General features: G+C 58.1%; 23 protein-coding genes. 16 read left to right on the forward strand and 7 right to left on the reverse strand.

What is annotated here, in order from left to right:
• Nucleotides 1-9 precede the first annotated feature (9 nt).
• On the forward strand, nt 10-813 hold the full coding sequence (locus AC1RN6_RS21735) for a type 2 periplasmic-binding domain-containing protein (protein WP_493007542.1): 804 nt from the start codon (nt 10-12) through the stop codon (nt 811-813).
• Nucleotides 814-1,006: 193 nt separating this feature from the next.
• Nucleotides 1,007-1,243: a hypothetical protein gene (locus tag AC1RN6_RS21740; protein ID WP_094564847.1), complete on the forward strand. Its 237-nt coding sequence runs from the start codon at nt 1,007-1,009 to the stop codon at nt 1,241-1,243.
• A gap of 158 nt (nt 1,244-1,401) precedes the next feature.
• Here AC1RN6_RS21740 and AC1RN6_RS21745 read toward each other — a convergent pair whose 3' ends face one another.
• Nucleotides 1,402-2,682, reverse strand: coding sequence for a cytochrome-c peroxidase (locus AC1RN6_RS21745; protein WP_493007544.1), 1,281 nt, complete (start codon nt 2,680-2,682; stop codon nt 1,402-1,404).
• 152 nt (nt 2,683-2,834) lie between these two features.
• Between AC1RN6_RS21745 and acpA the strand changes: the two genes are divergently transcribed.
• Entirely contained in the window at nt 2,835-4,463 is a 1,629-nt protein-coding gene (gene acpA, locus AC1RN6_RS21750) for an acid phosphatase (RefSeq protein ID WP_493007545.1), read from the forward strand.
• A 227-nt stretch (nt 4,464-4,690) separates the two neighbouring features.
• On the opposite strand, the gene AC1RN6_RS21755 is transcribed toward acpA, so the two are convergent.
• A complete protein-coding gene (locus AC1RN6_RS21755; protein ID WP_493007546.1) occupies nt 4,691-6,364 on the reverse strand; it encodes a Na+/H+ antiporter in 1,674 nt (557 codons plus the stop codon).
• Nucleotides 6,365-6,543: 179 nt separating this feature from the next.
• On the opposite strand from AC1RN6_RS21755, the gene AC1RN6_RS21760 reads away from it, so the two are divergent.
• Nucleotides 6,544-7,527 (forward strand): aldo/keto reductase, encoded by a 984-nt coding sequence (locus tag AC1RN6_RS21760; protein WP_493007547.1) that lies wholly within the window; start codon nt 6,544-6,546, stop codon nt 7,525-7,527.
• Here the strand turns inward: AC1RN6_RS21760 and AC1RN6_RS21765 are convergent.
• The gene (locus AC1RN6_RS21765) at nt 7,524-8,999 is read right to left on the reverse strand and encodes an MATE family efflux transporter (RefSeq protein ID WP_493007548.1); all 1,476 of its coding nucleotides are present in this window, start codon (nt 8,997-8,999) and stop codon (nt 7,524-7,526) included. The genes AC1RN6_RS21760 and AC1RN6_RS21765 overlap by 4 nt on opposite strands.
• A 303-nt stretch (nt 9,000-9,302) precedes the next feature.
• Here AC1RN6_RS21765 and AC1RN6_RS21770 point away from each other — a divergent pair, with 303 nt between their 5' ends.
• The gene (locus AC1RN6_RS21770) at nt 9,303-10,022 is read left to right on the forward strand and encodes a FadR/GntR family transcriptional regulator (RefSeq protein ID WP_493007549.1); all 720 of its coding nucleotides are present in this window, start codon (nt 9,303-9,305) and stop codon (nt 10,020-10,022) included.
• 208 nt (nt 10,023-10,230) lie between these two features.
• A complete protein-coding gene (locus tag AC1RN6_RS21775) occupies nt 10,231-10,992 on the forward strand; it encodes an SDR family NAD(P)-dependent oxidoreductase (protein WP_493007550.1) in 762 nt (253 codons plus the stop codon).
• Between the two features lie 117 nt (nt 10,993-11,109).
• Here AC1RN6_RS21775 and AC1RN6_RS21780 read toward each other — a convergent pair whose 3' ends face one another.
• Together AC1RN6_RS21780 and AC1RN6_RS21785 are read right to left on the reverse strand one after the other, a co-directional pair.
• Nucleotides 11,110-11,667, reverse strand: a complete 558-nt coding sequence (locus AC1RN6_RS21780) for a hypothetical protein (protein WP_493007551.1) — start codon at nt 11,665-11,667, stop codon at nt 11,110-11,112.
• Nucleotides 11,667-13,460, reverse strand: coding sequence for an autotransporter domain-containing protein (locus tag AC1RN6_RS21785; protein WP_493007552.1), 1,794 nt, complete (start codon nt 13,458-13,460; stop codon nt 11,667-11,669). Before AC1RN6_RS21785 ends, AC1RN6_RS21780 begins: the two co-directional genes overlap by 1 nt.
• Nucleotides 13,461-13,533: 73 nt before the next feature.
• Between AC1RN6_RS21785 and AC1RN6_RS21790 the strand changes: the two genes are divergently transcribed.
• Nucleotides 13,534-13,848, forward strand: coding sequence for a hypothetical protein (locus AC1RN6_RS21790; protein WP_493007553.1), 315 nt, complete (start codon nt 13,534-13,536; stop codon nt 13,846-13,848).
• A gap of 404 nt (nt 13,849-14,252) precedes the next feature.
• On the opposite strand, the gene AC1RN6_RS21795 is transcribed toward AC1RN6_RS21790, so the two are convergent.
• Both AC1RN6_RS21795 and AC1RN6_RS21800 read right to left on the reverse strand, forming a co-directional pair.
• The gene (locus AC1RN6_RS21795) at nt 14,253-15,089 is read right to left on the reverse strand and encodes an outer membrane protein assembly factor BamE (protein ID WP_493007554.1); all 837 of its coding nucleotides are present in this window, start codon (nt 15,087-15,089) and stop codon (nt 14,253-14,255) included.
• Between the two features lie 41 nt (nt 15,090-15,130).
• Nucleotides 15,131-17,182 (reverse strand): YadA family autotransporter adhesin, encoded by a 2,052-nt coding sequence (locus AC1RN6_RS21800; protein ID WP_493007555.1) that lies wholly within the window; start codon nt 17,180-17,182, stop codon nt 15,131-15,133.
• Nucleotides 17,183-17,705: 523 nt separating this feature from the next.
• On the opposite strand from AC1RN6_RS21800, the gene AC1RN6_RS21805 reads away from it, so the two are divergent.
• The 9 genes from AC1RN6_RS21805 (at nt 17,706) to AC1RN6_RS21845 (ending at nt 26,684) form a co-directional block, all read left to right on the forward strand.
• Nucleotides 17,706-18,950: a sensor histidine kinase gene (locus tag AC1RN6_RS21805; protein WP_493007556.1), complete on the forward strand. Its 1,245-nt coding sequence runs from the start codon at nt 17,706-17,708 to the stop codon at nt 18,948-18,950.
• A gap of 63 nt (nt 18,951-19,013) precedes the next feature.
• On the forward strand, nt 19,014-19,658 hold the full coding sequence (locus AC1RN6_RS21810) for a response regulator (RefSeq protein WP_094564838.1): 645 nt from the start codon (nt 19,014-19,016) through the stop codon (nt 19,656-19,658).
• Nucleotides 19,659-19,815: 157 nt separating this feature from the next.
• The gene (locus AC1RN6_RS21815; protein WP_493007557.1) at nt 19,816-21,225 is read left to right on the forward strand and encodes a CmpA/NrtA family ABC transporter substrate-binding protein; all 1,410 of its coding nucleotides are present in this window, start codon (nt 19,816-19,818) and stop codon (nt 21,223-21,225) included.
• A complete protein-coding gene (gene ntrB, locus AC1RN6_RS21820) occupies nt 21,225-22,097 on the forward strand; it encodes a nitrate ABC transporter permease (protein ID WP_493007558.1) in 873 nt (290 codons plus the stop codon). The genes AC1RN6_RS21815 and ntrB overlap by 1 nt, the downstream gene beginning before the upstream one ends.
• Nucleotides 22,098-22,123: 26 nt before the next feature.
• Complete coding sequence (locus AC1RN6_RS21825) at nt 22,124-22,984, forward strand: ABC transporter ATP-binding protein (protein WP_493007559.1); 861 nt, start codon at nt 22,124-22,126, stop codon at nt 22,982-22,984.
• A 77-nt stretch (nt 22,985-23,061) separates the two neighbouring features.
• Nucleotides 23,062-23,505, forward strand: a complete 444-nt coding sequence (cynS, locus tag AC1RN6_RS21830) for a cyanase (protein ID WP_493007560.1) — start codon at nt 23,062-23,064, stop codon at nt 23,503-23,505.
• A gap of 91 nt (nt 23,506-23,596) precedes the next feature.
• On the forward strand, nt 23,597-24,943 hold the full coding sequence (locus AC1RN6_RS21835; protein WP_493007561.1) for a TAXI family TRAP transporter solute-binding subunit: 1,347 nt from the start codon (nt 23,597-23,599) through the stop codon (nt 24,941-24,943).
• Nucleotides 24,944-25,121: 178 nt separating this feature from the next.
• Complete coding sequence (locus AC1RN6_RS21840) at nt 25,122-25,352, forward strand: hypothetical protein (protein WP_007884216.1); 231 nt, start codon at nt 25,122-25,124, stop codon at nt 25,350-25,352.
• A gap of 297 nt (nt 25,353-25,649) precedes the next feature.
• Nucleotides 25,650-26,684: a Fe(3+) ABC transporter substrate-binding protein gene (locus AC1RN6_RS21845; protein ID WP_493007562.1), complete on the forward strand. Its 1,035-nt coding sequence runs from the start codon at nt 25,650-25,652 to the stop codon at nt 26,682-26,684.
• Nucleotides 26,685-26,750 lie beyond the last annotated feature (66 nt).

Genomic DNA, 26,750 nt, shown 5'->3' on the forward strand with positions numbered 1-26,750 from the left:
ATGTACGCCATGAAATCCGCTGCCTCCGTGTTGTTGTCCATGTCCGTGCTGGCGTCGGCGCATGCCGCCGACAGCGGCATCGACGCGGCACGGCAACGCGGCACGCTGGTGGCGGGCATGTCGTATCCCTTGCCGGCCTATGTCGCCGGCGCCAAATTCCGTACCCCGGAAAGCCCCGAGTCGATACTGATCGAAGATATCGGCAAGCGCCTCAGGCTTAAACTTGGCACGCCGAAGACAGACGGCGCCAATGCCGCGCAATGGATCAAGTCGGGACGCGCCGATGTGGTGCTGGCATTGGTCGACGACAATGACGCCTTGCGCCGCGATGCCGGCGTGGCGACCATCCCGACTGGTTACAGCGCCGGCGCGATGGCGATCATGCGCAGCGATACTGACATCAAAAGCTGGGAGCAGTTGAAGGGCCGCACCGTGTGCCTGTCCGAAGGCGGTGCATATGTCGGCAAGATCGCAGCAAAATACGGTGCGATAGAAAAAGTGCAGCGCGCGCCGGCCGATTCGCTGTTGTCTTTACGCATCGGCGCCTGTGATGCCGCCGTGCATGACGACACCATGCTCAATGACTTGCTGAAGTTGCCGGAATGGAAAAAGTTTTCCGCGCGCCTGCCGGTGCAAAGCCGTCAGACGCTGGTGTTCGCGGTGCGCGCAGATGACGCAAAATCAATTTCTTATCTGAAACAGGTGGGCGCAGACTGGGCTGCAGGCAGCTTCTGGACCGAGCTCAAAAAAAAGTGGGTCAACAACGTCGCCTTCGAGGTTTATCTGGATCAGAATATTCCTGATTGTCATTGATTGCCGCTCAGCTAATATTCGTTGTAGGCGAGGCATGGCGTGGCTTTTGCCAAGTTGTCGTGACGGCAACCAGGCTTTGTAAGCAAACGCTTCCGTCGCTTGGCAAGCTGCTCTAAAGGTGTAAGATGTTCACAGGTCCGCACATTTCGACGCCGGACTCCTACTATGTTCTCAGGTATTGAAAGGTGATTTTATGGACGTCGCAATTACTGCCAGTTCTCCTGGTGCCGTATCCAGCTCCCCCAACTCAGGCCCGTCGGTAACCAATCTCGACAACGCGCGCGCGCTGCAGGCGCGTCAGGATCAAGAAAACGCACAGCGCAAACTTGATGAACAGCGTGCAGAAGCTGCGCGCCAGGCGCAAGCCACTCAGTCGTCGCGCAACTCCAACGGCGAAGTCATCGGCACCACGATCAGCACAACTGCCTGATTCGTCACCGCCGGTCGTTGTTGTAGCATGAAACGAAAAACCCGCTCATCGCGGGTTTTTGTTGTTAACGCGCCCTCACAGCAGAACTGTTCGTCTCGCTTTATTGCGCTGTCAGCACAGAGCACAGAGCACAGAGCACAGAGCACAGAGTCTTGCCTTTACTGTTTCGCCTCCGGCTTATAGCCATCCGTCAGCGTCTTCAAAAACGCAATCACGTCCTTGATCTCCGCATCGTTGAGCGCCGGCTTGTCGCCGGGCTGGCGATCGAAGGGCGGCTCCATGTTCACATTTGAAAAATGCTCCGGCAGCAGGTCGTCGAACTTGCGGATGCTGCCGTCACGATTGCGCGGATACCATTTCTCCGGATTGGTATCGCGCTGCACGTAGAACTCCATGACCTCTTGCAGCGTGTGAAACACGCCATTGTGGAAGAAGGTCTGGCGCAGCGCGATGTTGCGCAGAGTCGGCGTCTTGAACAGGCCGCAGTATTCCGGCTTGTCCTTGAAGTCGGTGCGCTCCGGTCCGCACAGGCCGAAGTCGTAATAGCGCGGGTTGGCATTGGCAGGAATCTTCTTGTTGCGCGGCACGCCAACAGCGATCAGACCGTAGTCGGTGAATTGCGGGAAGGCGCCGTTGGGCAGGATCTCGCTCAGATGGCAGGAGGCGCAATTGCCCTTGGCCGGCTCGTTGAACAATTCCAGACCGCGCAATTCCTGCGCGCTCAGGGTAGTCTGCTTGCGCAGATACGCGTCGTACTTGCTGGTGTAAGGATAGAAATCAGCCGGGCTTTCCTGGAATACTTCCAGCGCCATCAAGGCCGCCTGGAAGGCGCGATCCGTATTGTCGAAAATCGTTTCACCGAAGGTCGCTTTGAACTGTGCCACATAGGGTGCGCGCTTGAGCTTGGCGACCACTTCGGCGGCGTCCTTATTGGCCATCTCGTGCGCCGACAGCAAAGGAATGCGCGCCTGATCGTGGGCCGAATCGGCGCGGCCGTCCCAGGTGCGGCCGCCGGTCGGGCCGGCATCGATGCTGTCGTCGCCGTCGTCGTCGTGGAAGTGTTCGCTGAACGGCGGCACGTTTTGCCCATAGCGCAGCGAAGGCACGGCGCGGGTGCCGGCGGTTTTCATGTCCTTGCCGCCAAGCTGCACCGACAGATCATTCGGCGGGCCGAAAGCGTGATCCGGGCTATGACAAGTTGCGCAGGATTGCTGACCGGATCCTGACAATGAAGGGTCGAAAAACATGGTGCGGCCCAGTGCGGTCATCTCTTCCACGCTCGGACGGCGTCCCGGCTGAGGCGCGTAGGCGGCGTTGGCATAAGCGGGCGCATCTGCTGTAGCGGCTGCAGCAGCGACGACAGGCGATTGGCTGTCGAAATACAGGGCGGCGAGGGCGAGGGTAGCCGTGACGGCGGCGACAAGATACAGAGATTTCATGCGCGCAGGTTAGCAGGACAATATGACGAAATTGTGAAGAAACGGCACCATGAGCAGCAGCGAGGTCGCCGTCTTGTCATTTTGTGGTTATATTTGCTGGCTAGCATAGCTGCTATTTCCCCCTCTGCAGTTCCGATAAAAAGAGAATACTCATGCGACCCCAATTCAGCCAGTCTTTCAGACAGCCACTTCGCTTAACCCTCACCGCAGCCGCTGTTGCCGCCGGTCTTGCCGCTTGCGGCGGCAACGCCAACCTCGCCGGCGATGACGCAGCAGTGCGCAGTATCGACACCGTCGTCGTAATCTATGCCGAGAACCGCGGCTTCGATACTTTGTACGGCCTGTTCCCGGGCGCCAACGGCATTCCCGGTGTGAACCCGTCCGCCAAAGGCGCGTACGTGCCGCAGGTAGACGTTGACGGCGCGGTCCTGCCGGTGCTGCCGCCAACCTGGGGCGGCGTGACCGCGCCGGGCCAGATCAAGGTAATGACGCAGGCGCAATCGGCGGGTATGCCGAACAAGCCTTTCCAGATCGACAGCAAGAGCGGCATGGATGTCGGCGGCGATGTCGTCACACGCGATCTGGTGCATCGCTTCTACAATAATCAGATGCAGATCAACGGCGGCAAGAACGACAAATTCGCCACCTATTCCGACGCCGGCGGCTTGTCGATGGGTTACTACGACGGCAGCAAGATGGCGATGTGGCAACTGGCAAAAGAATACACGCTGGCCGACAATTTCTTCATGGGCTCCTTCGGCGGTTCCTTCCAGAATCACCAATACCTGATCTGCGCCTGCACGCCGCAATATCCGAACGCCGAGAAGTCGCCGGCCAAGGGCGGCATCTCCAAGATCGATGTCGACGCCAATGGCAACTTCCTGCGCCTGACGCCGGCTGCCGGTTCGCCGAAGTCGACCCTGGACGGCGCACAGAAATACGCCAACGACGGCACGCTGACGCCGCCTGACGCCAACGGCATGTCGTACGCCATCAACACCATGCAGCCGCCATATCAGCCGAGTAATGTCGCATCGCCGGCCAGCGACAGCGCCAAGCTGTATGCGGATCCGAACAGCGCATCGACACTGCCGCCGCAAACGCAAAAGAACATCGGCGATCTGCTGACCGGCAAGGGCGTGAGCTGGGCCTGGTACGCCGGTGCATGGAACGCCACCACTAAGGCTGCGCAGACCGACCGCAAATTCCCGTCGCCGACACCGAACTTCCAGTTCCATCATCAGCCGTTCAATTATTTCGCCAACATGGATCCGGTGAAGAACGCCGCTTACCGTGCCGAGCATCTGAAGGACTTCGACAGCAGCTTCCTGCAAGACGCTGCTGCGGGCAAATTGCCGGCCGTATCGTTCTACAAGCCGCAAGGCAACCTGAACCAGCACGCCGGCTACGCTGACGTGGCGTCCGGCGATGCGCACATTGCCGACGTGGTCAACAAGCTGCGCCAAAGCCCGCAATGGAAGCACATGCTGATCGTCGTGACCTATGACGAAAACGGCGGTTTCTGGGATCACGCCGCGCCGCCGAAGGCTGATCAATGGGGCCCGGGCACACGTATCCCGGCAATCATCGTGTCGCCGTATGCGAAAAGGGGCTATGTCGACAATAGCCTGTATGACACCAGCTCGGTGTTACGCTTCATCACACGCCGCTGGTCCCTGCCGGTACTCGACGGCATCACGCTGCGCGACAAGGCGATCCAGGCCAACGGCGGCAAGCCGATCGGTGATCTCAGCAACGCTTTGATATCGCAAGCGAACTGAGTCTGTTGCGGTAAATAAAAACGGCGTCATGCAGATCGCATGACGCCGTTTTTTATTTAATAGCCTGTACTTTATTTGTTAAAGCTACTGGCGTTTACATCAACCTCTGTCGCCCCAGCGGACGCTGGGACCCGGTGTCGTCAAACCAAGATAGAGCGTCATTCGAGCGTCGTATTACGCCGCTGGATCCTGACTTTCGTCAGGACGACGAAGATGCGAAGGCTAGATCAATGCGCAGCATTCAGCGAGCCCATCAGCCAGGTTTCCGCGAGGTCGATCTGGTTGATCAACGCAATGAAGGTCTCGTCATTGATCTGCTGTTCGGCGCGCAGGTGGTGCACTTCACGGCGTTCGGCGCGGATCGCTTCGAGCCGCAGTTCTCGTTCGAAGTGTTTGAAACGATTGGCGACGCGATGGGTTTCTTCCGTGCCGCTTTCCGCATCCATGCGCATGCGGTAGGTCGCCAGCAGGCTGCCGCTGACTTCCGTGAGCAGCGCCAGGTCGTCCTGGTCCATGTCGGCCCCCATGCGTTCCTGTGCCTCTTCAATACTGCGCACCGCTGCTTCAGAGACGCGCAGGCGCGCCATGGTTTCTTCATTGCGCCGGCGTTCGTTGTCGGCATCGAGCTTGAGGCCTTTCAGCAGCCACGGCAGCAGGAAACTGCCGCCAAGCAGCGAACAGACGATCACGCCGGTGGCCAGAAAGATCAGCAGGTCGCGCGCCGGGAAGGCATGGCCGTTTGGCATCAAAAGCGGAATCGACATCACGCCCGCCAGCGTAATCGCACCGCGTACGCCGGCCAGCGAAGTGATGCTGATCAGGCGCACATCGAAATAGCGTTGCTTGGCGCGCTGGCCGCGCACGGCTGCAGAGAAGCGGCGCAGACGCAGGTTGAACCAGACCCAGATGAAGCGTAATGCAATCAGCGCCGCGGTGATCGCCAGGATATAGGCGAACAGATGCCACACCGGCACGTTGCCCGCCACTTTGGCATCAAGGTGCGCGAGGCTCACGATGCCCGGCAACTGCAAGCCCAGCAAGATGAAGGACATGCCGTTGAAGATGAATTCCAGCATGGTCAGGATGCTCTGGCTTTGCATGCGCGTGGCGGCCGATTCGGCGCCGGCGGTTTCGATGTAGGGCATCAGCATGCCGGCGGCGACCGCCGACAGGATGCCGGACAAGCCGAAATGTTCAGCGAAGATATAAGCGGTAAACGGAATCAGCAGCAACAGCACGACCTGGATGCCGGGCTCGTCGCCGCTCCACTCGATGATCTTGCGGCGGACCAGGCCGAAGCCCCATGCCACGATCAGACCGACCGCAAGGCCACCGATGGAAATCAGCGTGAAACTGATGCTGGCATCCAGCAGCGAGAAGGTGCCCGACAATACCGCGATGATCGCGAACTTGAACGCCACCAGACCGGACGCGTCGTTCATCAAGGCTTCGCCTTCCAGCACGTGCTGCATGGTCGGCGGCAGGCGGCCCTTGCCGATGATGGAGGCCACCGCCACCGCATCGGTTGGCGACAATACTGCCGCCAGCGCAAACGCGGATGGCAGCGAGATCACCGGAATCATCCAGTGGATGAAGTAGCCCACGCCGACCACCGTGAACAACACCAGACCGAGCGCCAGCGCCAGGATCGGTTGCGCCAGCCGGAAAAATTCTCGTTTGGGCATGCGCCAGCCGTCGGTGAACAACAGCGGCGGGATGAACAGCAGCAGGAACAACTCCGGATCGAAGCTGATGCGCAGGCCGAATAGCGGCAGCGCCAGTACGGCGCCCAGCCCGATCTGAAACAGCGGCAGCGGTAATTTGAAAGGGACCAGACGTGCCGCGACACCGGATACGGCAACGGCGAGCAGCAGGATTAAAACGGTGAAGACGATTTCCATCGGCGAACAAGTAGAGTAGGGAGGGCGATGAACGCGTGAACGTAAAAGGATCGCAAGCGAGCCTCAAAGTGACTCACTAATCCTGACAAGTTTGTAAGTATAGAGCGTGCGGTCTCCGACAACGAAAACGGTTAGCGCATAAAATGGGTATTTCCCTACAGCATGTGGAGATTGACGCAATGGCTACTACCGGCAAGCAGACTCAAATTCAGCACCGTACCCTGGGCAATTCTTCCATCGAAGTCGCACCGCTTGCATTCGGCGGCAACGTCTTCGGCTGGACTGCAGACGAACAGACTTCGTTTTCCCTGCTCGACAAATTCGTCGACGCCGGCCTCAACCTGGTCGACACCGCCGACGTTTACTCGCGCTGGGCCAACGGCAACAAGGGCGGCGAGTCTGAAACCATCATCGGCAAATGGATCAAGCAAGGCGGCCGTCGCGACAAGCTGGTCATCGCCACCAAGGTCGGCATGGACATGGGGGACGGCAAGATCGGCTTGTCGCCGGCCTACATCAGGCGTGCCGTCGAAGACTCGCTGACACGCTTGCAGACCGATTACATCGATCTTTATCAATCGCATACCGACGACAAGAACACGCCGCAGGAAGAAACCCTGCATACCTATGGCGAACTGGTCCAGCAAGGCAAGGTGCGTCTGATCGGCGCTTCAAACTTTGGCGTGGAGCGATTGGAGGAAGCACGCAAGATCAGCCGCGAACATGGCTACCCGCTGTACCAGACACTCCAGCCGGAATACAACCTCTACTCGCGCGCCGATTTCGAAAACAATCTCGAGCAGTACTGCCTCCAGGAAAAAATCGGCGTCATCAATTACTACTCGCTGGCCAGCGGTTTCCTCAGCGGCAAATACCGCTCGGAAAAAGATCTCGGTAAAAGCACGCGCGGCGGCAAGACGCGAAGCTATCTCAACCCGCGCGGCCTGCGCATTCTCGATGCGCTCGACGCCGTAGCCCGGCGCTATGAGAGCACCCCTGCCAGCGTGGCATTGGCGTGGCTGATTGCACGTCCCAGCATCACGGCGCCGATTGCCAGTGCGACTACGCTGGAGCAGATGGATGCACTGATTGAGGCAACGCAATTGTCGTTGGACGGCGCCGCGATTGCTCAGCTCGATCAGGCCAGCGCACCTCAGGACTAAGACGCGGGCTTCTCATCCACGGCGGTCATGGCGGGCGTCGCCATGCCGGTATCCGGCGCCAGTCCACGCGGCTGCGCCGTCAGCATGTGCGCCTTGCGCCAGCCGCCGTAGCGGTAATACGTCATCGCCAGCACGATCAGCACTACGCTGCCGAGCGGAAAACTCCACCAGATCGCTTCAGCGCCATAGGCAGGCATCAGCCATTTTGCAAACGGCAGGCGCACCAGCCAGATGGCGACGAACAGTGTCACCAGCGGCGCCATCACTGCGCCGGTGGAACGCACCACACCGAACAGCACCATTGTCACGCCAAATAGCACGAAGGACCACGCCACGATATTGTTGATGTGACGCGCCACTGCCATGGCTTCGCCTTCATGCGGCAGAAAGAGTCCCAACGCTGCGTGATCGAACAGATAGAGCAAGGCCACCAGCGCGCCGGTCAGCAGGAAGTTGTAGCCCACGCCGATCCGCGCGATGCGCGAGACGCGATCCCAGCGGCCGGCACCGATGTTCTGCGCCGCCATCGACGACACGCTTGCACCCAGCGCCAGCGCCGGCATCTGGACATAGGTCCACAATTGCGACGTCACGCCATAACCGGCGGTGACTTGCGAACCATAGCCGTTGACCAGGCTGATCATCACCAGCGCAGAAGAAGAAATCACCAGCATCTGCAAGCCCATCGGCAAGCCCTTGAGCACCAGCGCGCGCAGGATGGCCATGTCCGGTCTGAGATAGTTCAGCTCGTTGCTGTGCAAGGCGAGAAAATGCTTGCGGCGATACAGGTAAGCGATCATCAGCAGCAGGCTGCCCGATTGCGCGATCAGCGTCGCCAGCGCCGAACCGGCAATGCCCATCGCCGGGATCGGACCGAGGCCGAAGATCAGCAGCGGGTTCAAGGCGATATCCAGTCCGACCGACAACAGCATGAAATAAAACGGCGTGCGCGAATCGCCTGCTCCGCGCAAGGTCATCATCATGAAGTTATAGAAGTACATCATCGGCAGCGCGATGAAGATGATGCGGAGGTAGGCAATCGCATAAGGCGCAGCGTCGGCAGGCGTCTGCATCAGCGCCAGGATATACGGCGTAAAAATATAACCTGCCGCGGCCACCAGGACAGAGAGCGTCGCAAAGAAGGTCGCACCGGTGCCGACCACGCGCTTGGCGCGATCGATGTCTCGCCCGCCGATGGATTGCCCCACCAGAATCGTCGTCGCCATGCTGATGCCGAATACCACGCCGAGCAGGAAAAACAAAATGATATTGGCATTGGACGTCGCTGTCAGCGCTGCTTCGCCGAGATAGTGCCCGACCCAGATGGCGTTGACCGAGGCATTGAGCGACTGCAGGATATTACTGCCCAGTACCGGCAATGCAAACATCAGCAAGGTTTTGGCGATAGAGCCATCGACCAGATCGGGACGGGACGATTTACGAGAGGGAGATTGCTGCGGATTGGCGGACATGAAGGAGCGTCTGGACACAAAAAAGCCATGCTAGCCCAATTCGCAGGCAAGGTTTGTATCGGTGTGTAAATGCAGGAGTCGCCTTTCGCGGAGCAGGTATTGTCTCAATGGCAATGGCGATGGCAATAGCGATACATGAAATGGTTTGACCATTGACGAAAGTCCTCGCTTGACAGGCCTCGGGGCCGCACCTATTCTCTGCATACCCAAAGGTCTTACCAGTCGCTCGCATTTCAGCGGCCAGGCAACGTAATAGGCAACTTCGAGCAACTTCAAGCAAACTCAGGCACTCAAGCAGACTCCATGTCCTTCGATCCCATCGTACAAAAATCCATTTCAGAACAAGTTGCCCAGCGCTTGCTCACCATGATCCGCAGCGGCTTGCTCAAGCCCGATCAGCAGCTTCCTCCGGAGCGCGAACTCGCGGCGATGCTGGGCGTCGGACGTCCCGCCGTACGCGAAGCGATCCGTGGTCTGGCGTTGCTTGGTTTGCTGCGTATTCGCCAGGGTGAGGGCACCTTCGTCGGCAAGCTGGAAACGCGTGAATTGCTCGAACCGCTGGAAATGATCATCGACCTCAATGCCGGCACGCTGGAAGCATTGTTCGATGCGCGCCTGATCATCGAAACCGGCGTCGCCGCATTGGCCGCCACGCATATGGCGCAAGAAGAACTCGACCGCCTGAGCCGCAACGTCGAAGACGAAGAGCGCCTGCTGAGCGACCCGGCCGCCTTTGCCGCCGCCGACGTCGAGTTCCATGAAGCCATCATCGAAGCCTGCGACAATCCTTTCCTGCAAAGCATCGCCGGCAGCCTCTACATGCTCGGCAAGAAGAGCCGCACCATTACCTCGCGCATTCCTGCCACGCTGGAACGCAGCCTGCAAGATCACCGCGACATCCTCGTCGCACTGAAGGCACGCGATCCGCAACGGGCGTCCGAAGCCATGCGTACGCACCTGATCCGCGTGCGCGATGCCTACCGCGGCGCCGCACAAAACAAGGATGAATCGGTCCACGACTGAACACGGTTGCCGGCGTTTTTCGCACGCCGGCACGCGCATCCTTAAATTGCGCCACAATTGAATCCGATTTGCTCAGAAGAACAAAAAATAGTCCGGCCTTCAAAAAACACAAACGATTGAAACGAGCCGGGATGTGATGCACCGCTGGCTCATGCAGCCGGCGCACCCTTTGGTCAACGTTTTGGTTACATTCTCAGGAGAAAAAGCAATGCAAGATCTCGCAGGTAAAGTCGTCTTCATCAGCGGCGCCAGCACCGGTATCGGCGCAGCCGCAGCACGCGCCTTCGGCGCCCGGGGCGCACACGTCGCTGTCCACTACAACAGCTCGGCAGCCGAAGCTGAAGCCGTCGCTGCCGACATTCGCAAGGGCGGAAGCAAGGCGATCACCATCGGCGCCAACGTGCGCGACAGCAAGGCCGTCGACAAAGCCATCGCCAGCGCCGTCGAACAGCTCGGCCGTATCGACGTCCTGATCAATAACGCCGGTAGCCTGGTCAAGCGTGAAGCGCTGGAAAAGATCACGGATGAATTGTTCGACGAAGTGGTGCAGATCAATGCACGCTCGGTTGTTGCATTCACTCGCGCCGTGATCCCGGTCATGCGCAAGCAGGGCGGCGGCAACATCATCAACGTGACTTCGGTTGCCGCACGTCACGGCGGCGGACCTGGCGCGCTGGTCTATGCAGCATCCAAGGGTTTCGTCAGCACCATCACCCGTGGCATGGCAAAGGAACTGCTGGCCGACAAGATCCGCGTCAACGCGGTTTCGCCGGGCGTCATCATGACGCCGTTCCAGGAACGCTTTACTACGCCTGATCAGCTGGAAGCCTTCCGCAAGACGATTCCGATGGGCCGCATCGGCGATCCGGATGAATGCAGCGGCGCTTTCCTGTACCTGGCGTCGGATCAGTTGTCGGGATATGTGACGGGGCAGATTATCGAGGTGAATGGCGGGCAGTACATGCCCTGATGTTGCTTCTGGCTTGCCGATGCTGTTCGGGCATTCCGTGCAAGCTTGCATAAAAAACGCCAACAGCAATGTTGGCGTTTTTCGTTTGTCGGCACATCCATCCCGGTGATGGAAGGTTTAATCTTGCGACGGCGCGAAGATCGTCTTCAACTGGCGACGCAGGCTGTTTGCATAGAGCGGCGCATACATGACGTCGTCAATTCTCCACTTTGCGGCGTCTTGCGTCAGGATCAACTGATCGCGCCGGAAATTCCTCTTGTCGAACTGATAGACGATGGTGATCTTCACGTTGTCGCCTATTTTTCTCAGACGTCCGACTTTGCAAGAACCGCGATCTTGCATGCTCTGAAATGGAATTCCGTCACCAAGCGGCGGTTTGTCGCGCGGGGACTTTTTCAGGACTATTTCATTTTGCCGTTCTGCTTCCAAAATCGCATTTCTCAGCGACGTACTGACCAATTCAGCATACTTTGACTCTAGCGTTTGCTGGCTGTATAGCGTGCAAAATTGTTTTGCCGTTGAGAGCGGGGAGCCAGCTGTTGCATCGCCAATCGGAGCTAGCGCGCACCCCGCCAACAAAAAAGAAAGCGTCGCATGTCTTTGAGATGTGCAGCTCGTCATAAGCTGCGCGACAGACGGCATGGTAATACGATGCGAAGCATTGCGCGATTCCATCAGAACGAACGCTTGTACATGGCAGTCAGCCAGTAGCCGACAGCACCGCTGCCTTCCGTGGAACCGTTCAGCATCAGCGATACCGTGCCGCCCAGCATGCGTCCTTCTGCACCCGCACCGAGGCGAAGCCAGTTTTGCTTCGGTTGCTGGCCAGGAATGAAGAATCCGTACAAGCCGATCACATTGCCGCTGGCGTCGGCGCTGTTGCCGCCGATGCGATGCACGCCTTCGACTTTGCCGAGCAGTTTGACGCTGTCGCTCACTGCGTAGGTCGAGTCCAATCCCAGGCGACCGATAGTGGCGCGCTCGGTACGGCTATTCCAATATGCCGGGAATCCGCCGCCTTGTTCGGTGTAGTCGGCGACCTTGGTCTGCGAGTAGCTCACGCTGGTGTATGGCGTAAAGGATGCCTTGCCCCAAGACCAGGCGTTGAGCCAATCCAGGCGCACACGGCCACTGACTGTCTGCACGCCGGCGTCGCCACGCGATTGGACCGGTACGCCTGCGTTCAGGTAACCGCGGCTGATGTCGGCGCTGCCGCTGGAGTACATCGCACTGAGGGTAGCGTACAGCGAGCTGTCACCGAGTTTGAAGATCAGTTCAGGCAGCACATAGTTGCTGCGCAGGCGCACGCTGCCGTTATTGTCGGCATTGGTTTTGCTGTAGGTCTGGCCGAGGGCGATGCTGCCTTGCACATATTGGCCGAAGCAACGTCCTGCACCGATCTCGGCAATGCCAAGATTGCTTTCTCCGCTGCTCAGACCTTTCAGGCCGAGGTCGCCGGCAGCCCACACGCGATAGCAACGTGACGCATCCAGTGACAGCAACGGATTCTCGTGCATGCCATGCATTACGGTGTCGGCGACACGGTTCGCTTGCAGCGGGACGCGAGACACGCCGACGACACCGGTATTGGTGTCGACGACATCGATCAGGCCGGAGCTCAGCCGGGCGATGAAGGCGTTGCCGTTTTGCAGCTGGCCGACGACGGTATTGCCGTCGGCGCTGACGCCGGTGCCGACAAATGTCTTGGCAGCGTTTGCTGCGACGACGATATGATTGGCCGCCAGCCAGCTTTCCACCGATTGCATGCCGGTGGCCTGCGTCCAGCGGAAGGCGCGCAGTGCATTTCCGGCGGTGCCGTCTGCCGCGGAGCCGACGACTACATTACCGGACGCGCTGACGCCTACGGCTGAGGAGTAGTTACCACCATTGAGACTGCCGAGGCTGACCATGCCCGTTGGTTGCGTCCAGCGAAAAGCCGTCGTGACAGCACCAGAATTAATAGATTGACCGACCACCACGTCGCCTGCAGCATTGACGGCGCTGGCAAGCGAAGTGCCGTTGGTAGTAAGGGCGCCAAGGCTGACCATACCGGTTGCCTGCGTCCATCGGAAAGCGCGGTCGCCGCCGGTCGGGGAGGAGCTATCGCTGGATACGCCGACGATGACATCGCCTGCTGCATTGACGCCATTCGCAGAAGAGGCACCGAAAGTGTCACCGTTCAACAGCCCCAGACTCACCATGCCAGTGGCCTGTGTCCAGCGAAATGCGCGAGTTTGAAAGAACGGTGTCGCGCGATCGGACGCGACACCGACCACGACGCTACCATTTGCATTCGTGGCATTAGCTGACGATTCCAATGTGCCATTGAGGCCGCCCAGGCTGACCATGCCTGTTGCCTGCGTCCAGCGAAATGCGTGAATTCGGCCGTTCCCTTCCGCTGCCTGGCCTACGATGACGTTGCCGTCGACACTTGTGCCCGAGGCGTAGGAGAATGTTCCTCCGTTCATTCCACCCAGGCTCACCATGCCACCAGTTTCGGTCCAACGAAATGCCTGGATCTGATTTCCTGCGGCGCCGTTAGTGGCACTGCCTACGACAACATCCCCGTTCGTACTGACACCCATCGAAATAGAGCTCGAACCACCGCTCAATGATCCATTCAGTACAGAAGAAGGGGTGCCGCCATTGAGTCGTCCCATATCCGTCAAACCAAAGGTATCGGCAAACGCTTCTTGCTGCGCGATGCACAGCAGTGCGGCGGCAACCAGTGTCTTCAATGGAAAAGATGTTTTGATGTGGCGAGTTGCTTTTGTGGTGACAACAGATGCGGCTTGCGAATTGGTTGTGCAAGCGATGATTGGATATGCAGCTTTCATTTTTCTAGCCCCGGTTTGATTTAGGAGTGTCCTGGTACCGAACGAATCTTAGAAAAAAACGAAAATTTGCTATATAAGAAAACTCTCAAAAAAGGCCTTCTCCCAGGACTTCACGGGATCCCTATGACTAATTGGCAACAAATAAAGAGGAGCACAGGCGTAGTGCGCTGTACTTTGAGGGGATGCGTTGTTATTTGGCGAACCTCATCTCCTGCATGCGCGATCTCTTTCGACGGATATCGCCGTAGGTCAGGCAGTACTTAGTGATGTGGACATGTTCCCGATGAGAAATAGCCAAAAGAAGATGCAGAGGCGCCACATCGAGCGGGTGTTCGCTCGTGGCAAAAAACAGCCGGCCTGATTGCGTTTTTTGTTTTCGCAATGAGGCCGGCTTTGCTAAAAGATCCTGCGTACTGATGTCGTTCAGTTGGTGTAGTTGGCGTTGACTTCAACACGGCGGTTAGGTGCAAGACAGGCGATAAGTTTTTCACGGGACTGGTCATTGCATTCGACCACCGGCTTTTGCTTGCCCAGTCCATCGGTACGGATAACGCCAGATGGGACGCCGCGTTGCACCAGATAGTCTTTGACACTCTCTGCGCGTTGTTTGGACAAGGCCAGATTGTCTGCGTCGCTGCCGATGCGATCGGTGTAACCGGTGATTCGCACATTGCTGACCGACCTGGCATTGCTCAGTTCGGTAGCGAATTTGCTCAATTCATTTTTTCCCGAATTATCCAGATCCAGCAACTTGCCGCCGTTGAAGGCGAACAGGCCGTCGGCTGCCAGCGTCAGATTGCTCTGCGCCAAAGGTTGTGGCTGAGGCGCGGGTTGTGCGGCGATGGGTTTGAGCTGGTCAGCGCAGCTCTCAGGTAACCAGTAAAAACTGCGGGCCAGCTTGTCTTTGTCGAACACGACCTTGTATTGGCAGGTGATGTATTCGTTGCCCTTGCCTGTGCGGAAGTTGAAGATGTAATCCCATTCACGCACACCGAAGACGCCTTCGTTGAAATGCGGACGGCCGAGCAGATCGTAAAGCTGGTCTTTCGTTGTGCCGGGAGCAACTTGTTTCAGGTTCTCGACATTGACGAAGGTACCTTCCTTGATCCATGCGTCGTCTTTAATGGAAGGGAACTTCAATTCCGATACGGAGCCGTCGTCCTGGACTTTGCTGATTGTCGACGTGCCGCAAGCGGAGAGTGCTACGCTGAGCACAACCGCCAGCAGAGTCGTCAGAGGGAGGGTATTTTTCTTGAGCATGATTTTTCCTGATTGATTTTTAATATGTGATGGAAACCTGATTACCAATGGAAGCCTGCACCGGCGCCGGCTGCAACAGAGCCGCGCGAGTCTGCCGAAGCGGAAACCTTATAGACCCAGCGTGCGCTTTGCGAAACCGTCGATACGCCCAGGGCCAATGCGCTTTGACCACGGAAGGTACCGATCGCGACGGCAGCCATGCTCTTGCCCGGCAGCATCGATTGCGGCAAGTTGGCAAAGGCAATCGCGGAGGCGGCCCCGGCGTTGGCGTCCTTTGCAACGTTATCGATATGATTGTTGACATTGGCAACACCCTGTTTCAGTTGCGAGACATTGACCGCATCGGTGTCGGCCGAGCCTGCCGCAACATTGGTAATTTTGCGTTCCGCACCTGCGGTGCCAACCGACACTTCACCGGCAGAACTTGTCTGGCCGACGAAGGCGCCGTTATAGCTGGATTGCGCGCCCACGGAGGTTTGTGAGCCTGCGCCCAGGGCAACGCTGTTTGCATTGCCGGCAGCTGCGCCGTTGCCGATGGCTGACGAATTGGCGGCGCTGGCATTTGCACCGGCGCCGATGCTCACAGCTTGTGCGCCGCTGGCAGCGGCGTTGTTACCAACGCTGATTGCTTGTTGACCACTTGCGATTGCTCCCGCACCAAGGCTCGCAGCTTGTACGCCGCTGGCAATGGAGCCGTTGCCGACGCTCACTGCCTGAGTGCCGCTGGCATTGGCATTGACGCCAAAGCTCGCAGCTTGTGCGCCGCTGGCGCTGGAGGCTGCGCCGATGCTGACAGCTTGTGCCCCGGCGGCAAGGGAGCTGGCGCCCATAGCGATGGAGCTGTCGGTCGCTGCTACAGATTTTGATCCGATGGAGACAGTATCGCTTGCGTTAACGCGGAAGCCAGAGCGCATGCCAATTGCGATGTTGTTATTGCCAACAACTTGTTGGCCCGCGTGATCGCCCAGAGATGTATTGGAATCTCCAACCACAAGACCGCCGGCGCGGTCGCCAACGTTGGTGTTACTGCTACCGATTGTTCTCGTTCCTGTGCCATTGCCTACAAAAGTATTTTGCATGCCTTGGACGTCATTTCCTGCTTGCGTACCAATCGTAACTTCTGACATATGATTGTAGGGGCCATATGTTGCATTGCCAGCGGCTTGAGCGGCCGCAGATGTTATGCCGGCGTTTGTGCCCATTGAAATTTCTCCGAGGCCTGATGCGGACGTAGAAGTACCTATGGCGACGGATCCGATGTTGCCGGTGGCTTGAGCACCTGCACCTATTGCCATCGAGGTTGTGCCAGTCGCAGCTGTATTGGTGCCCATAGCGATGGAGCTATCGGTCGCTGCTACAGAGTTTGATCCGATGGAGACAGTATTGCTTGCGTTGACGCGGAAGCCAGAGCGCATGCCAACTGCGATGTTGTTATTGCCAACAACTTGTTGGCCCGCGTGATCGCCCAGAGATGTATTGGAATCTCCAACCAGAAGAGCGCCGGCGCGGTCGCCAATGCCGGTGTTACTGCTACCGATTGCTCTCGTTCCTGTGCTATTGCCTACAAAAGTATTTTCCAGGCCTTGGACGTCAATTCCTGATTGGTTACCAATCGAAACTGCAAACACATGATTGTAGGGGCCATATGTTGCATCGCCGGCGGCTTTAACGGCCGCAGATGTTAAGCCGGCGTTTGTGCCCAGTGAAGTTTCTGCGAGGCCTGATGCGGACGAATAAGTACCCATGGCGATGGATCCCCTGTCGCCGGTGGCTTGAGCACCGAAACCTACTGCCATCGAGGTTCCGCCAGTCGCAGTTGTATTGTTGCCTACAGCAATACTGATGTTTTGTGCTGTCGCGCCACCGCCGCCGGAAATCGCAATGGAGCTTCCATCTGCAGTGGCAGGCGCGATGCCGGTGCCTATCGCTGTAGTATCGGAAACCTGGCCGCCTTCCATCGCAGTGCCGGCAAAAGCATTTGTCATGGAACCACTGACCAACAGCAATGCAGCGGCAGCGGTAAGCTTGAGAGACAGCGAAGATTGTTTCGTGACCTTGGCTGGACGTTGGGTGTGTTGGTTCAGAGTTTTCATTTCAGTTTGATCCGTTAATAATTTGGCGACGGACGAATCTTAGAAAAAAATGAAAACTATCAATATAGGAAAACTCCCAAAAATAAACGGATGGAAAAAACGTGCCTGGATGCGACGCACGTTACATAAGTTACGAGATTCACATTATTTCTAGCAGCCAGATCGTGATGCCGAAAATGACTGTTCATGTTGACAGGCACTATGTGAATGAGCCGAGGTTGAGCATCCTTTTTTGAAGAAGAGTCATAAGCGGCTTAGCAATTGATAATTTTCTAACGCGTGTTTCAGCAGAGAGATTTCACATCGATTAGTGGGGCTGCCACTCAAGAAAACCTTTGCATTGTCCAGAGGTAATCTTTGTCTCAGCGCTCTCGCCATTCATGTCGTCGTGGCAGTGCTCAATCATTGTCCGATCACAATGCACGTTGGTAGCGAACAAGAGAGAAGAGCGCTAGCTCGCGTGTTTGATTGGCATGCGGCTTGCTGCTTCTTTTCCATTGCGTTAATCGGAATTGCCTGACAAATGTCTGCTCCTGAAAAAATCAAAACAACAGATCACCTCAACTCTGCTGCCGGCGGGTTCGGTGATACGCCCTTGTTGCGTGACAAACTCACCTTGCTTCTCGACTCCACCGGCGAAGGAATCTACGGCATTGACCTCGAAGGCCGCTGCACTTTCATCAACCGCGCCGGTGCAGAGATGCTCGGATACGGGGTTGAACAGGTGCTGGGCAAGAACATGCACGATCTCGTTCATCACAGTCATGAACACGGCGAGCACTATCCTGAAGAAGAGTGTCCGATCCTGAAGGCCTTCCGCAAGGGCGAGTCGTGCCGGGTGGATCAGGAGGTATTCTGGCGCGCCAACGGGACGTATTTTGCGACTGAATATTCGTCCTATCAGATCATCGACGGCGGCGAGGTGCGCGGGGCGGTGATCATGTTCAGCGATATTTCGAAACGGCGTCTGGCCGAAGAGCAGTTGCAGCGCGCCAAGGCGGAGCTGGAGCAGCGTGTGGCGGAGCGTACGCGCGAGTTGTCAGCGGCGCTGATGCAGGTGCGCGAGCTGTCGGCACATGCGCATTCGGTACGCGAGGATGAGCGCACGCGCATTGCGCGCGAGATTCATGACGAGCTCGGCAGCCTGCTGGTGGCCTTGAAGCTGGACGTCAACTGGATGGCGAGCCGTGTTGCCGACCGCGAGCCGGTGGCGCGCAAGTGCGCGAGCATGAACCGGCTGATCGAGACGGCGGTGGACAACGTCGGACGCATCATTACCGATTTGCGGCCGAGCATTCTGGATCATCAGGGGTTGATTGCGGCGCTGGAGTGGCAGGTGCAGGAATTCTCCGAAGCGACCGAGTTGCCGTGTGAAGTGGAGTTCGACATTTCACCGCAGGCGTTTGCGCCGCAGGGCACGCTGGCGACGGCGGCGTTTCGTATTTTTCAGGAAATGCTGAGCAACGTGGCACAGCATTCGCAAGCAACTCAGGCGAAGATCTCGGTGCGCCTGACGCCGGATGAGCTGCTGATGGAAGTGGCGGACAACGGCGTCGGCGTGCCGGCGGCGGCGCTGGCGAATCCAAAGTCCTATGGCGTGATGGGTATGCGCGAGCGGGCGCTGCACTTTGCTGGCGCATTGAGCATCGAAAACGCTGTTGATGGTGCAGGAAGTGCAGCGGATGCACCGGAAAGCGGCAGTGCCGCAGCCAATCGCGGTACCCGCGTACGTCTGGTCTTGCCGTTGAGGAACGACAGTCATGCATGAGCAAGCAATTAAATACGCAAGTGCGGCATTTATATAAATACAACCGTGGCAACAAGGAAAACAATGATCCGTATCCTGCTCTGTGACGACCACCGCATCGTGCGCGAAGGTCTCAAGCAGATCCTGGCCGACACACCCGACATCGAGGTGGCGGCGGAGTGCGCCGATGGCCCGGAAGTACTGCGCAAGGCGCGTGTGGAGGCGATCGACCTGGTCTTGCTGGACATCGCCATCCCGCTGCAAGACGGACTGGATGTGCTGCGCCAGCTTAAACAGGAGATGCCGCGCCTGCCGGTGCTGATGCTGTCGACCTACCCGGAGAAGCAATATGCGGCGCGTTGCTATCGCCTCGGCGCCGCGGGTTATCTGAACAAGAGCGCCGATACCGAGCAACTGGTGGCGGCGATCCGCAAGGCGGCTGACGGCGGCGTGTATGTCAGCCCGCATATGGCCGAGACGCTGGCGGCCGAGCTCAGTGCGCATTCGGCCAGCACCCAGCGTGCCGCGCACGAGACGCTGTCGCATCGCGAATACCAGGTGTTCCAGCTGATCGCCGCCGGGCGCAGCGTCAAGGAAATCGCCGACCAGCTGACGCTGAGCCCCAATACCGTCAGCACCTATCGCAGCCGCATCCTGGAAAAGACCGGCGCCAGCAACGATGTTGGCATCGCCATGTATGCCGTGCGTCATCAATTGTTGCCTGCATAAGTTGCCGCTTTGACAGCGTCTTGTAGTCGTTCCCCTACAAGACGTCGTCTGGTGATGACATCAAAACGCACTCTGGCAAGCCCCTTGCACGTGATGAGGTAACACAAGCAGTTGTTACTTCGATAGTTACTTCAACTAATCACGCCGGGGGGAATCCATGCCAAAAGAAATCGACAGCACCATCTTCCACACCTACGACGCCGAGCGTGCAGGCAATACCTGCTCCTGCGGCAAGCACGCCAGCCAGACGGCACATGACGACGCGCAGCAGCGCAAGGCGGATGCACAGGCGCAGGCGCGTTCTCAGGACACCGAACAATTGAGCAACGACGTGGTGGAAGAGTCGGTGATGCGCGCGCTGTTCCCGCAGGCGGCGCAACGCCGCGACTTCCTGCGCGCGGTCGGCGTGAATACGGCGCGTGCGGCGATTGCCAGCATGTTCCCGCTGGGTGCCTTGCAGGCGATGGCGCAAGAGAAGAACGGCGCGATTGAAAAGAAGGATCTCAAGATCGGCTTTATCGCCATCACTTGCGCCGCGCCGCTGATCATGGCCGATCCGCTCGGCTTCTATCGCAAGCAGGGCCTGAACGTGTCGCTCAACAAGACCGCCGGCTGGGCGTTGATCCGCGACAAGATGATCAACAAGGAACACGACGCCTCGCACTTCCTGTCGCCGATGCCGCTGGCGATGTCGATGGGTGTCGGCAGCAATCCGGTGCAGATGCGCATCGCCACCATTCAGAACATCAACGGCCAGGCCATCACGCTGCACGTCAAGCACAAGGACAAACGCGATCCCAGGCAATGGAAGGGCCTCAAGTTCGCGGTGCCTTTCGAGTATTCCATGCACAACTTTCTGTTGCGCTACTACCTTGCAGAGAACGGCATCGATCCGGACCGCGATGTACAGATCCGCGTTACGCCGCCGCCGGAGATGGTGGCTAATCTGCGTGCCGGCAATATCGACGGTTTCCTCGGCCCGGATCCGTTCAATCAACGCGCGGTGTACGACGAGGTCGGCTTCATTCATATCCTGTCGAAGGAAATCTGGGACGGTCACCCGTGCTGCGCCTTCGGCATGTCGGAAGATTTCGTCAAGCAGAATCCGAACACCTTTGCGGCCTTGTTCCGCGCGGTGCTGACGGCCGCGGCGATGGCGCGCGATCCGGCCAACCGTTCGCTGGTGGCCAAGGTGATTTCGCCGGCGGCCTATCTCAATCAGCCGGAAACAGTGGTCGAGCAGGTGCTGACCGGCCGCTTCGCCGATGGCCTGGGCAACGTCAGGAACGTGCCGGGCCGCGCCGACTTCGATCCGGTGCCGTGGGATTCGATGGCGGTGTGGATTCTGAGCCAGATGAAACGCTGGGGTTACGTCAAGGGTGACGTCGATTACAAGGGCATCGCCGAGCGCGTGCTGCTGCTGACCGACGCCAAGAAGTACATGAAGGAACTCGGCCAGCCGGTGCCGGAAGGCGCTTATCGCAAGTACAAGATCATGGGCAAGGAATTCGACCCCGCCAAGGCCGATGCCTACGTGAACAGCTTCGCCATCAAGAGGACTACCTGATGAAGCCGGCTTCGCAACTGGGCTGGCGCGCGGCGCTGATTTCGCTGGCGATCTTCGGTTGTCTGCTGCTGGTCTGGCATCTGGCGACGGCGCCGAAGGAAAGCGCGCGCATAGAGACCGGCGCTTCTTCATCCGCGCAAGATGAATACGCCAAGCTGATGGGCAAGAGCAGCAGTTCGCCCGCCAAGACCAGCGGCTTCCCCGGCCTGGCGCAGATGGGCGAAACCATGCGCAAGGAGCTGGCAAATCCTTTCTACGACAACGGTCCCAATGACAAGGGCATCGGTATCCAGCTCGGCTATTCGCTGGCGCGGGTCGGGCTGGGGTTTGCGATTGCGGCGCTGGTGGCGATTCCGCTGGGCTTCTTGCTGGGCATGTCGCCGCTGATGCAAAGGGCTCTGAATCCTTTCATCCAGATACTCAAGCCGATTTCGCCGCTGGCGTGGATGCCGCTGGCCTTGTACACGATCAAGGATTCATCGGTGTCGGGGATCTTTGTGATCTTCATCTGCTCGGTCTGGCCGATGCTGATGAATACCGCATTCGGCGTGGCGTCGGTGCGGCGCGACTGGCTCAACGTCGCCAAGACGCTGGAAGTCACACCGCTGCGCAAGGCCTTCCTGGTGATTCTGCCGGCGGCGGCGCCGACCATCCTGACCGGCATGCGCATTTCGATGGGCATTGCCTGGCTGGTGATCGTGGCGGCCGAGATGCTGGTCGGCGGCACCGGCATCGGCTACTTCGTCTGGAATGAGTGGAACAACCTGTCGCTGACCAGCGTGATTTTCGCGATCCTGGTGATCGGCGTGACGGGAATGGTGCTGGATCTGGTATTTGCGCGTCTGCAAAAGCTGGTTACCTATACCGAATGAGCGAATAAGCGGAATAAGGCAGAACAATGGACAAAGCATTTCTTACCGTCGACAACCTCAACAAGCGTTATGCCGACGACGCGCCGCCGGTATTCGACAAGGTGTCGTTCAGTATCGACAAAGGCGAATTCGTTTGCATCATCGGTCACTCCGGCTGCGGCAAGACCACCATCCTGAACGTGTTGGCGGGACTGGAGGCGCCATCGGGCGGCGTGGTGATCATGGATCAGCGCGAAGTGAAGGGGCCGAGCCTCGATCGCGGCGTGGTGTTTCAGAGCCATGCGCTGATGCCGTGGTTCAGCGTGCTGAGCAACGTCGTCTTCGCGGTGCGTTCGCGCTGGCCGGACTGGTCGCGCGACAAGGCCGAGCAGCATGCGCGCCGCTTTATCGAGATGGTCGGACTAAAGGGCGCGGAACACAAGAAGCCGTCCGAGCTGTCGGGCGGCATGAAGCAGCGCGTCGGCATTGCACGGGCGTTCTCCATCGAACCCAAGATGCTGCTGATGGATGAGCCTTTCGGTGCGCTCGATGCGCTGACGCGCGGCGTGGTGCAGGACGAGCTGTTGAAGATCTGCAGCGCTACGCACCAGACCGTGTTCATGATCACGCACGACGTCGACGAGGCGATCCTGCTGGCGGACAAGATCTTCCTGATGTCCAACGGCCCGCATGCGCGGATTGCGGAAGTGGTGGTCAACACCATGCCCAAGACGCGCACGCGTGAAAGCATGCACCACGATCCGCAGTTCTATCGCATCCGCAATCATCTGGTCGACTTTCTGGTGCATCGCTCGCGCCGCATTCAGGAGGCCGGTGTGGAAGACACAGTGCCGCGCGTGGTGATGCCGGGGCTGGAGGAGGAGAAGCTTTCACAGGCAGTGGCTTAGCAATGATTATTTAGCCAACTGATTTTTTTACTATCAATTTCAATCGCAGTTCCAATTTTCACAGCAAGGAGAAGCTCATGGATCGCAATCTCGTTACCCAAAAAATCATCGAAGCCAAGGTCAGAAACAAAATGTCCTGGTCCAGGATCGCCGAAAGCATCGGCCAAAGCAAGGAATGGACAACCGCCGCCATGCTCGGCCAGATGACGCTGACCGCCAAGCAGGCCGCCGTTACACAGGAATTGTTCGGCCTGACCGATGAAGAAACACTGTGGCTCCAGATCGTTCCGTACAAAGGCTCGCTGCCGACCGCCGTGCCGACCGATCCTCTGATCTACCGCTGGTACGAAATCGTCAGCGTCTACGGTTCCACCATCAAGGAACTGATCCACGAGGAATTCGGCGACGGCATCATGAGCGCGATCGATTTCAAGATGGATATCCAGCGCCAGGCCGATCCTAACGGCGATCGCGTGAATGTCATGCTGAGCGGGAAGTTCCTGCCTTACAAGACGTATTGAGAGACTGTTGCCGAAGTAGAGAACTTGTTCCCGATCCGGATCGTGGCCTCGCAACAGGATCGTGAGCAAGTTCTGGCGGTAGAATGGCTGCATGGAAAAACATACCGCCCCCCGCAAGCATTCCGTCAGCGCCATGAAGGCGCGTTTCGTGGCCATCTCCTGGCGCGACCTCGCCGTCAGTTTCGGACCGATGGTCTTGCTGATCATCGTCGGCGTCTGGCTGGCGATCTGGCTGATCCATCCGGCGCCGCCGAAAACCATCACCATCGCCACCGGGCCGGAGCACAGCAACTTCTGGAATGTCGCCGAGCGCTACAAGAAAATCCTGGCGCGCGACGGCGTGACGGTGAAGATCGTGGCGTCGGAAGGTTCGCTCGACAATCTGCATAAGCTGGTTGATCCCGACAGCGGCGTCGATGTCGGCTTCGTGCAGGGCGGCATCGCCGACAGCGTCAATATTGAAGACCTTGTGTCGCTGGGCAGCGTGTCGTATTCTCCGGTGTCGGTGTTCTATCGCAACGACAAGGTGGTGTCGCGGCTGTCCGAGCTGACCGGCAAGAGCATCGCCATCGGCTTGCAGGGCAGTGGCTCGCGCGTGCTGGCGCTGACTTTGTTGAAAGCCAGCGGCATCGAACCGGGCGGTGCGACCAAACTGCTGGACATGGGCGGCGACGAAGCGGCGGAAGCACTTTCCAAGGGCAAGATCGACGTCGCTTTCCTGATGGGCGAGTCGGCAGCGCCGGCCACTATGGGCAAGTTGCTGCGCACGTCCGGCATCCGTTTGCTCGATTTTTCGCAGGCTTCGGCATACACGCGCCGGTTCAGTTATCTCAATGAGTTGACGTTGCCTCCGGGCGTGTTCGACTTCCGCCGCAATCTGCCTGACCACACGATCCGATTGATTGCGCCAACGGCCGAACTGATCGCCCGTGATGATTTGCATCCGGCCTTGTCCGACCTGCTGATCGAAGCGGCGCGCGAAGTGCATGGCAAAGCCAGCGTGTTGCAGAAAGCAGGAGAGTTCCCGGCGCCGCTGGCGCATGAGTATCCCATCAGCGACGATGCCACCCGCTATTACAAGTCGGGCAAGAGCTTCTTCTACCGCACGCTGCCGTTCTGGCTGGCGAGTCTGGTGGACCGGACGATGGTGATCTTGCTGCCGATCATTCTGCTGCTGATTCCCGGCATCAAGCTGGTGCCGCTGCTGTACGGCTGGCGTATCCGTTCACGCATCTACAAATGGTATGGCGCGCTGATTTCGCTGGAGCGCGGTGTGACCACGGGCACCAAGGAAGAGCAGGAGCAGATGCTCAAGCAGCTCGATGAGATTGAGACCTCGGTCAATCGCATGAAGATGCCGCTGGCCTTTGCGGATCAGTTCTATGTGCTGCGCGAGCATATCGGCTTTGTGCGCAGCCGGTTGGAAAGCGGTGCTTAGCGATGCCGGGCCGGATTTGACCGATGTCCTCTGAAACGGGGTAGAATCGGTCGAATTCGGGCGAAAATAGAAAAACTTCCAAAATCGCTCAAAAAACAACGAGATCAAAAACTACTGTTTTTTTATACAGTACTTGTGATACAGTGGAATCTCTTCAACAGAGATAGGAACCACTGCCATGACTCACTTGGATCTCACTTCAGGCGCTCGCTTTGGTCTGGAATCTTCTACCCCTTCGTCGTTCAGCTTGCGCTTCGGCCGCCGTGAAATGTTCGTCTGCCGCGACTCGTACGTGCGCCGCTATCGCGTCAATCCGGTAATTGAATGCAGCGCCGGTATCGAACCTGGCCATCTGGAAGTACTGCTGTTCCGCCGCTGGCTGGTTGTGTTGTCGAAGGCGCGTGCTTAAACAAGCGCCGTCATTTGATCCCGCGCATTCGCCTGATGCACCCGATGCATTTGCTTCATCCTTCGATGTCCCTCCGCGTGTTAAAAATGCGAGCAGGAGTATCGGTGGTTCGTTGCCGGTTATAAATTTTTATTTTTCAAATCCTGACAAAAAGCTGAATTTAAAACAGGAATTATTCTCATTTGTGCTATATTCCGTTCGTCTTTGCAGCCGTTCGGCATGATTTTTTCGATGGTTTTCGAAAAAAATGCCGGGGCTGACAAGCAGACTGATTAACCAGCAGAAAGGGATAAGTTCATGTTTTTGCGTACTTTTGTTGCAGGAATGGTGTTGGCGACAACCTCGGTCGGCGCGTTCGCCCAGGAAAAGGTAATCAACCTTTACTCCGCGCGCCACTATCAGACTGACGAAGCCTTGTATGGCAACTTCACCAAGGCAACCGGTATCAAGATCAACCGTGTCGACGCCGATGACGCCGGTATTCTGGCGCGTCTCAAAAGCGAAGGTACTGCCAGCCCGGCCGATGTGATTCTGCTGGTCGATGCCGCCCGTCTGTGGCGCGGCGAGAACGACGGCCTGTTCCAGCCGGTGAAATCCAGCGTGCTGGAGTCGCGTATCCCCGCCAACCTGCGCGGCAAGGATGACGGCCAGGGTTCGCAATGGTTCGGTTTTTCGACGCGCGCCCGCGTGATCGTCTACAACAAGCAAAACGTGAAGCCGGAGGACGTCGACACCTATGAGTCGCTGGCTGATCCGAAGAACAAGGGCAAGCTGTGCACCCGTTCCGGTTCGCATCCTTACAACGTGTCGCTGTTCGGCGCACTGTATGAACACGTCGGCGAAGCCAAGACCGAAGCCATTCTCAAAGGCATGGTCGCCAACATGGCGCGCACGCCCGTGGGCGGCGACACGGACCAGATCAAGGCCGTTGCTTCCGGCGAATGCGGCGTGGCGATTTCCAACTCCTACTATGTGGCGCGCCTGATGAAGTCGACCAAACCGGAAGACATCGCCATCGTCAGTAAATTCGGCGTGGTCTGGCCGAATCAGAAGAGCTTTGGCGCACACGTCAACATCGCCGGTGCAGGCGTGGCGAAGAACGCTCCACACAAGGCTGACGCCGTGAAGTTTCTGGAATATCTGGCCAGCGATGACGCACAACGCTATTTCGCCGAAGGCAATAATGAATGGCCGGCCGTCAAGAGCGTGAAGACCGGCAACGCCGCGCTCGATACGCTGGGACCGTTCAAGGCCGAAGTGATTGATGTTGCTGCAACCGGCCGCAATCAGCAAAAGGTGTTGCAGATTCTGGATCGTGTCGGCTACAAGTAATCGTAGTGCCGTGCTAGCGTCAATGCGCTGAAATAAAAAAGCACCGGAAGGTTAATACCTCCGGTG

This window comes from Herbaspirillum sp. GW822-FHT03A08 (assembly GCF_058801885.1).